General features: G+C 69.6%; 8 protein-coding genes. 3 read left to right on the forward strand and 5 right to left on the reverse strand.

The genetic code is table 11. The features are described from left to right. Window positions 1-203: 203 nt before the first annotated feature. On the reverse strand, window positions 204-1,511 hold the full coding sequence (purB, locus tag K9U40_RS20860; RefSeq protein ID WP_282892038.1) for an adenylosuccinate lyase: 1,308 nt from the start codon (window positions 1,509-1,511) through the stop codon (window positions 204-206). Between the two features lie 250 nt (window positions 1,512-1,761). On the opposite strand from purB, the gene murI reads away from it, so the two are divergent. Beyond that, window positions 1,762-2,616, forward strand: coding sequence for a glutamate racemase (gene murI / locus K9U40_RS20865; protein ID WP_282892043.1), 855 nt, complete (start codon window positions 1,762-1,764; stop codon window positions 2,614-2,616). Window positions 2,617-2,664: 48 nt separating this feature from the next. Continuing rightward, window positions 2,665-3,915, forward strand: a complete 1,251-nt coding sequence (locus K9U40_RS20870; RefSeq protein ID WP_282892039.1) for a lytic murein transglycosylase — start codon at window positions 2,665-2,667, stop codon at window positions 3,913-3,915. A 218-nt stretch (window positions 3,916-4,133) separates the two neighbouring features. Here K9U40_RS20870 and irrA read toward each other — a convergent pair whose 3' ends face one another. Further along, on the reverse strand, window positions 4,134-4,676 hold the full coding sequence (irrA, locus tag K9U40_RS20875; protein ID WP_414114746.1) for an iron response transcriptional regulator IrrA: 543 nt from the start codon (window positions 4,674-4,676) through the stop codon (window positions 4,134-4,136). Between the two features lie 300 nt (window positions 4,677-4,976). On the opposite strand from irrA, the gene K9U40_RS20880 reads away from it, so the two are divergent. Beyond that, a complete protein-coding gene (locus K9U40_RS20880) occupies window positions 4,977-5,471 on the forward strand; it encodes a disulfide bond formation protein B (protein WP_282892040.1) in 495 nt (164 codons plus the stop codon). Between the two features lie 19 nt (window positions 5,472-5,490). Here the strand turns inward: K9U40_RS20880 and K9U40_RS20885 are convergent, their stop codons facing one another. The 3 genes from K9U40_RS20885 to K9U40_RS20895 form a co-directional block, all read right to left on the reverse strand. Next, window positions 5,491-6,048 (reverse strand): HNH endonuclease, encoded by a 558-nt coding sequence (locus K9U40_RS20885; RefSeq protein ID WP_282892041.1) that lies wholly within the window; start codon window positions 6,046-6,048, stop codon window positions 5,491-5,493. A gap of 166 nt (window positions 6,049-6,214) precedes the next feature. Next, window positions 6,215-6,931 (reverse strand): alpha/beta hydrolase, encoded by a 717-nt coding sequence (locus tag K9U40_RS20890; protein WP_282892042.1) that lies wholly within the window; start codon window positions 6,929-6,931, stop codon window positions 6,215-6,217. 33 nt (window positions 6,932-6,964) lie between these two features. Then, complete coding sequence (locus tag K9U40_RS20895; RefSeq protein WP_282892045.1) at window positions 6,965-7,648, reverse strand: DNA-3-methyladenine glycosylase family protein; 684 nt, start codon at window positions 7,646-7,648, stop codon at window positions 6,965-6,967. Between the last annotated feature and the right edge of the window lie 9 nt (window positions 7,649-7,657).

Raw genomic sequence — 7,657 nt, forward strand, 5'->3', positions numbered from 1 at the left:
GGGTTGGGGAGGGGGCAGAGCCGTGCCAAGAGGCAGCGGCGGCATCCGAATGAAAACACCGTTGCCCCCACCCTGCCCTCCCCCGCAAGCGGGAGAGGGTTCCCAGCGGCTTCCGGTCGACCACGACAGCAAACAGGCCCGGAAAATGAAAAGGACCGGAACACCGTCCGGTCCCTTCGCTTGGCACCCCGCACAGCCCCGCCTCAGGCCCGGCCGAACACCCGGGTGAAGATGGTATCCACATTCTTCAGGTGGTAGCCGAGATCGAACTTCTCGTTGATGTCGTCTTCCGAGAGATATTTGCGCACGTCCGCGTCGGCGAGGAGGAAGGTGCGGAAGTCGCCCTCCCCGCGCCAGACCCGCATGGCGTTGCGCTGGACCAGGCGATAGCTGTCCTCGCGGCTCGCGCCCTTCTGGGTCAGCGCCAGCAGCACCCGCTGGGAGTGGATGAGGCCCCCCAGCTTGTCCATGTTCTTCTGCATGTTCTCGGTGTGGACCACCAGCTTGTCCATCACGCCGGTGAGGCGCGCCAGGGCGAAGTCCAGCGTCACCGTGGCGTCGGGGCCGATCATGCGCTCCACGGAGGAGTGGGAGATGTCCCGCTCGTGCCACAGGGCCACGTTCTCCATGGCCGGCAGGGCATAGGCGCGCACCATGCGGGCAAGGCCGGTGAGATTCTCCGTGAGCACCGGGTTGCGCTTGTGGGGCATGGCCGAGGAGCCCTTCTGCTCGGGGGAGAAATACTCCTCCGCCTCCAGCACCTCGGTGCGCTGGAGATGGCGCACCTCAGTGGCGAGCCGCTCCACGGAAGACGCCACCACGCCCAGCACCGCGAAGAACATGGCGTGCCGGTCGCGCGGGATCACCTGGGTGGAGACGGTCTCCACGCTCAGCCCCAGCTTTGCCGCCACATGGGCTTCCACGCGCGGATCCACATGGGCGAACGTGCCCACCGCACCGGAGATGGCGCAGGTGGCGACCTCGGCGCGGGCGGCCACGAGCCGGGCGCGGGAGCGCTGGAACTCAGCCGCCGCGATGGCGAGCTTCACGCCGAAAGTGGTGGGCTCGGCATGGATGCCGTGGGAGCGGCCCACCGTGGGGGTCAGCTTGAACTCGAACGCCCGGCGCTCCAGCACCTTCAGCAGCGCATCCACGTCGGCGATGAGCAGGTCGCAGGCGCGGGACAGCTGCACCGCGAGGCAGGTGTCCAGCACGTCGGACGAGGTCATGCCCTGGTGCACGAAGCGCGCCTCGGGGCCCACGAACTCGGCGAGGTGGGTGAGGAAGGCGATGACGTCGTGCTTCACCTCGCGCTCGATGGCGTCGATGCGGTCCACGTCGAACTCGGCCTTGCCGCCCAGCTCCCAGATCTTGGCCGCGGCCTCCCTCGGCACGATGCCGAGGTCCGCCATGGCGTCGGCGGCATGGGCCTCGATCTCGAACCAGATGCGGAAGCGGGCTTCCGGGGACCAGATGGCGGCCATTTCCGGCCGGCTGTAACGCGGGATCATATGCGGATGCTCGTCATATTGGGCAGGCGAGCGCTCTAGCAGAAAGGCGGGCCGGCGGGTAGCCGCCGCGCGAACATGGAGCCTGCCAAACCCGTGCGGTGGCGCATCCCGAGGTTTCGGCGGGCCGCTCATCCTTCCTTTACGTGCGCGGCGTCACAATCTCGCCCGCGCCGTTGAGGATAAGCATTTGCCAATCGTCTCACCTGCCGCCGAGAGCCCCGACGTGACCTCCCTTGCTCCGCTTCCCCGCATGCCGGCTCCGGAGCTGGCGGATCGCGCGCCCACCATCCTGGTGTTCGATTCGGGTGTCGGCGGCCTGTCCGTGTTCCGCGAGATCGCCCGGGTGCGGCCCGACGCGCATTTCGTCTATGCCGCCGACGATGCCGCCTTCCCCTATGGCGCCCTCGACGACGAGACGGTGATCCGCCGTGTGGACCACGTGGTCGGCCAGCTGATCGGCGAGGTGAAGCCCGACCTCGTGGTCATTGCCTGCAACACCATCTCCACCCTTGCCCTACCCTCGCTGCGGGCGGGACACCCCACCCTGCCCTTCGTCGGCACGGTACCGGCCATCAAGCCCGCCTGCCTCGCCTCGCGCACGAAGCGCGTCAGCGTGCTCGCCACACCCGGCACGGTGCGGCGCGATTATACCGCCGCCCTGGTGCACGAATTCGCCTCCGGCTGCGACGTGGCGCTGGTGCCCAGCGACCGGCTGGCGGGCCTCGCCGAGGCGGCCATCGCCGGCGACCGCGTGGACGACGCCGACATCGCGGCCGAGATCGCGCCCTGCTTCGTGTCGTCCGGGGGCCGCCGCACCGACACGGTGGTGCTCGCCTGCACCCATTATCCGCTCCTGCTCGACCGGTTCACGCGCCTCGCGCCGTGGCCCGTCACCTTCATCGACCCCGCCCCGGCCATCGCCCGGCGGGTGACCCAGCTCATCGGCACCGACCCCGGCGCGCCGGTGCGGGAGGCGCCGCCCGTCCGCGTGCTCTCGACCCTGCGACCGCTGGAGGCGGCGCGCGTCGCCGCCATCGTCGGCCGCCCGGTGGCCCAGCCGCAGGTTCTGGCACAGGTCGTGGCGCCGCTGGCCCCCGCCAGCTGATCCGGGACAGCCGCCCGCAAACCGTCGCCGCGCCCACCGGGAGACCGCATGACCCTCGCCCTCAACCGACGCGCCTTCACCCTCGGCCTCGCTGGCTCCCTGGCCGGCGCCGGACTTCTGACCGCCGCCCCGGCTTTGGCCCAACAGGCGGCGCAGCCCTTTCCGCGCTGGGTGGAGACCTTCCGCGCCCGGGCCCGCGCGCGGGGGGTCTCGGACGCCACCTACAACCGCGTTTTCAACGGCCTCAAGCCCGACACCGGCGTCTATGCGCAGGATCGCAACCAGGCCGAGTTCACCGAGCAGAGCTGGCAGTATCTCAACCGCCGCGTCTCGGACTGGCGCATCGCCACCGGCAAGCAGCGGGCGCAGCAATATGCCGGCCTGTTCGAGCGCATCGAGAAGGCGTTCGGCGTCGATCGCCGGGTGATGCTCGGCTATTGGGGCATGGAAAGCGCCTTCGGCGACGTGCTCGACAATCCCAAGCACATGAAGCCCGTCTTCCCTTCCCTCGCCGCCCTGGCCTGGGGCGATGCGCGGCGACGCAAATACTGGGAGGCGGAGCTGCTCAACGCCCTCGTCATCGTGGAGCGCGGATGGGGCACGCCGCAGGAGATGACGGGATCGTGGGCGGGGGCCATGGGCCACACCCAGTGGATGCCCGAGGTCTGGCTCAACATGGGCGTGGACTTCGACGGCGACGGGCGCATCTCGCCCTTCGGCAAGCCGGATGACGCGCTGGCCGGCACCGCCAACTATCTGGTGAAGCGCGGCAAGTATCGCCGGGGCGAGCCCTGGGGCTTCGAGGCGAAGCTGCCGGCCGGCTTCAACGCCGATCTCGCCGACAACAAGACCCGCCGGCCCCTCGCCCAATGGGGCGAACTGGGGGTGGTGACGGTGGAGGGCCAGTCGCTCACCGGCTATGACGAGCCGGCGCGCCTGTGGCTGCCGGGCGGGCCCGGCGGGCCGGCGCTGCTGCTGCTCCACAATTTCTATGCGGTGCGCTCCTACAATCCCTCGTCCAACTATGCCCTGGCCGTGGTGCATCTGGGCGACCGCATCATGGGCGACGGGCCGTTCGTGGCGTCCTGGCCGGGGGGCGAGCGGGCGCTGACCCTGGCGGAAGTGCAGGAAGTGCAGCAGCGCCTCACCGCGGCCGGGTTCGATACCGGCGGTTCCGACGGGCGCGTGGGCGCCGATACCATGCGGGCAGTGCGGGCCTTCCAGCAGAAAGCGGGCATCACGCCTGCGGACGGCTACGCCTCCATCGCCGTGCTCAACGCCCTGCGGCAGGGGCGGTAGAACGTTTTACAGATCCGCGCTCCGCCCGGTGAAGCGCCACCCAATCCAGGAACCGGCACGACCGATTCGCGACCCCGCTTATCCCGCACTGCAGGAGTGCGGAGCCCCGAAACAAAAATGCCCCGGCACAGCCGGGGCACGCGATGTCCGATGTCTGAATGTCCGATCCTGGCCTGATCCGCCATCGGCGGCCGATGGCCCACGCGGCCGGTGGCGACTCAGCCGCGATTGGCGCCCTTGCGGCGCAGCCGCACCACCACGTCCACCCGCGCCACCTCATAGCCCTCGGGCGGCTCGGGGATCAGTTCGACTTTCACGTCCCGCGCCGGGATGTCCACCAGGTCGTTCTGGCCTTCGAGGAAGAAATGGTGGTGGTCGGAGGAATTGGTGTCGAAATAGGTCTTGGAGCCGTCCACCGCGACCTCGCGCAGGAGGCTCGATTCCGTGAACTGGTGCAGCGTGTTGTAGACCGTGGCCAGCGACACCGGGAAGCGCGCCTTGATGGCTTCCTCGTGCAGGATTTCCGCCGTCACGTGCCGGTCGCCCTTGGCGAACAGCAGCCAGCCGAGGGCGAGACGCTGGCGGGTCGGGCGCAGCCCCACCTCCTTGAGCATCTCGCGCACGTCATGGAACGGACACCCGGTGCGCCGGGTGGTGTTGATGTCCCGGAGCTGAGCGACGGGAAGAACCGGCTCATCCTGCGCATCGGCCTGCGCGAACGGGGCACCGAAGGTGGAGCGGGAGCGGGTCATCTCGTTCATTTCGGCTGCAATCTTCGTAGCTATGACCAAAATATGCGCCTGAAGGAGAAACGCAATGCGAATGCCTCCGAAGACGACTAGCAAATTTATACTCCATATTGCACCGCAGCGCCATACGGGCGACCCTGAGTAAGAAATGTTCCAAGGTGGCGGGCCACCTCCGGGTTGTGCTTGCCATGCGCCGGATCGGGGCCGGCGCGCGGAGCCCGCTCACTTGCGCGGCATCTGCGGACGGCGTCATGGACAGGCGGGCGCGGGCGGTCTATCGCGCTCCCCACGGGCCCGGTGGCCTCGGGAAGCGTGACCTTGCTCCAGCGTCTTGACCAAAAGGCAGCCCTGCTGCTGGTGGCCGGATCGGCCTTCGCCCTGGCCTGTGCGTGGTATTTCCAGCTGGTGGCGGGCCTTGCCCCCTGCCCGCTCTGCCTCGACCAGCGCCTGCCCTACTACGCCGCGATCCCCTTAGGCCTGCTCGCATTCGCCGCCGCGCGCTCGGGCCGCGAAGGACTGGCGCGGGCGCTGCTGGTCGTCCTCGGCCTCGCCATGGTGGGCAATATGGGCCTCGCCATCTACCACGCCGGCGTGGAATGGCAGTTCTGGCCCGGCCCCACCGCCTGCACCGGCGCGCCGGTGACGACCGGGAACGTGCTCTCGGCCCTCAAGGGTGCGCGGGTGCCGCGCTGCGACGAGGCGGCATGGCGGCTGTTCGGGATCTCGATGGCGGGATGGAATGCGCTGATCGCGGCGGGACTGGCGGTTGTGTCTTTCGCCGGCGCGACAACCGGTCGCAAAGCCTGACGCCGCAGACATACATCTCTCAAGGATCCAGCTCGGTATCCCAGTAGAGATAGTCCATCCAGCTTTGGTGCAGGTAGTTGGGTGGGAAGTGGCGGCCGTTCTGGTGCAGGTCGTGCACGGAAGGCTGGAACGGCATCTGCGCCGGCCACATGCCCACGTCGCCCGGCATATGGCTGCCCTTGCGCAGGTTGCAGGGGGAGCAGGCGGCGACCACGTTTTCCCAGGTGGTCTGCCCGCCGCGGGACCGCGGGATGAGGTGATCGAATGTGAGGTCGTCGCGGGAGCCGCAATACTGGCAGGAGAAGCGGTCGCGCAGAAAGACGTTGAAGCGGGTGAAGGCCGGCTGCCGCGTGGGCTTCACGAAGGTGCGGAGCGACACCACGCTCGGCAGCCGGATCTCGAACCCGGGACTTCGCACCGCCTTGTCGTAATATTCAACGATGTTCACGCGATCGAGGAAGACCGCCTTGATCGCGTCCTGCCAGCTCCAGACCGACAGCGGGTAATAGCTCAACGGGCGATAGTCCGCGTTGAGCACGAGCGCTGGCCAGGCACCTGGTGACAAAGCAGTGGTCAAGGACCGAACTCCTCGTCTTCGCACCCGAATCGCCGCTGACGATCCCGATGCGCGGGCGATACTCTATATGCTCCGTGTCATCCTTGTGAAGCCGCGGCCAAACCACGCCCGGATGCTGTTGGATAAGGCCCGGCGCCCCGCCACGCCAGTTGGCCCACGGCGGCGCTCAGCCGGAGCCCTTGCCGAGGAACTCGGCGAGGAAGCGACCGCCGTGGAACAGCCCCTCATCGTCGATGCCGTGGCCGAGGCCCTGGCTCAGGTGCCATTCCACGGGCACGCCCGCCGCAGCCAGCCCCCGCGCCGAGGCGAACAGGGCCGCGGCGGGAATCACCTCGTCCTCGCTGCCGTGCACCAGCAGGACCGGCGGGCGGGCGGGCAGCACTATGTCATCACGCCCGGAGGTGGCCTCCACCCACATGCCCGAATAGGCCACCACCGCCGCCGGGGCCACCTGCGCCGTGGTGGCGAGCTTCAGCGCCATCATCGCCCCCTGGCTGAAGCCCACGAGGGCGAGGCGCTCGGGCGGCAGGTCGTATTTCACCAGTTCCTCGGCGAGGAAGTCGCGCAGGATGGGGGCGGCGCCCTCCGCCCCGCGGGTCAGCTCATGGGGATCGCGGAAGGTGAGCGGAAACCACTGGCGTCCCACCGGCGCCCCCTCGCACGGGTCGGGCGCGTGGGGTGAGACGAACATGGCGCCCGGCAACAGGTCGGCCCAGGCATTGCCGATGTCGATGAGGTCGCGGCCGTCGGCGCCGTAGCCGTGCAGCAGCACCACCAGCGCGTCCGGCGCGCCGCCGTTGCGCGGGCGCAGGCGCGGGCCGTCCAGGATGGGATCGTCGAGGGAAACGCCGTCGAGGGGAAAGGAGCCGCTGGGAAAAGACATGGCATTACCAATGAGGAGGGCGTCGGGAAACGGTCAGGCCGGCGCGCCCTGCCGGGCCCGCCGCGCGCCATAATACGCCCACAGCAGATGCGCCGCCACGCCGCGCAGCGGCCGCCAATCCTCCGCCACCGCCCGCAGGCCCTGGGGCGTGGCCCGTCCCGGCAGGCCGAAGGCCTCGCCCAGCGCCACCTGCAGGGCGAGGTCGCCATGGGGAAAGGCATCCGCCCGGCCGAGGCAGAACAGGAGATAGATGTCGGCGGTCCACAGCCCGATGCCGGGCAGGCGGGTGAGGGTCTGCGCGGCGGTGTCCGCATCCATGCGGGCCACGGCGTCGAGGTCCACCGCCCCGTCCGCCAGCGCGCGGGCGATGCCGGTGAGGGTGCGGATCTTGGGCGCGGAGAGGCCGGCGGCGCGCAGTGCCTCGGGGGTCGCAGCCAGCATGGCCTCCACGCCGGGAGCGCCGCCGAGGGCGGCTTCCAGCCGGCCGTAGATGGCGCGGGCCGAGGCTACCGAAAGCTGCTGCGCCACCACCACCGCCGCCAGCCCGGCAAAGCCCGGCGGGCGCCGGCGCAGGGCCGGGCGCCCCGCCACCGCCACCAGCGGGACGAGCCGCGGGTCGAGGGCAAGGAGGTCGTCCAGCGCGCGGTCGAAGACCGACTGGTCGGACAGATGCGGCTCCTTCATCATCTCCTCCGCCGTGCTATTCCGGTTCGCCATGCCCGCTCC

The organism is Xanthobacter autotrophicus (genome assembly GCF_030015065.1).
GTDB classification, from domain to species: domain Bacteria; phylum Pseudomonadota; class Alphaproteobacteria; order Rhizobiales; family Xanthobacteraceae; genus Xanthobacter; species Xanthobacter autotrophicus_D.

Coding starts and splice junctions, on each gene's coding strand:
- purB (WP_282892038.1), bottom strand. CDS start 1,511: ATGATCCCGCGTTACAGCCGGCCGGAAATGGCCGCCATCTGGTCCCCG.
- murI (WP_282892043.1), top strand. CDS start 1,762: ATGCCGGCTCCGGAGCTGGCGGATCGCGCGCCCACCATCCTGGTGTTC.
- K9U40_RS20870 (WP_282892039.1), top strand. CDS start 2,665: ATGACCCTCGCCCTCAACCGACGCGCCTTCACCCTCGGCCTCGCTGGC.
- irrA (WP_414114746.1), bottom strand. CDS start 4,676: ATGAACGAGATGACCCGCTCCCGCTCCACCTTCGGTGCCCCGTTCGCG.
- K9U40_RS20890 (WP_282892042.1), bottom strand. CDS start 6,931: ATGTCTTTTCCCAGCGGCTCCTTTCCCCTCGACGGCGTTTCCCTCGAC.
- K9U40_RS20895 (WP_282892045.1), bottom strand. CDS start 7,648: ATGGCGAACCGGAATAGCACGGCGGAGGAGATGATGAAGGAGCCGCAT.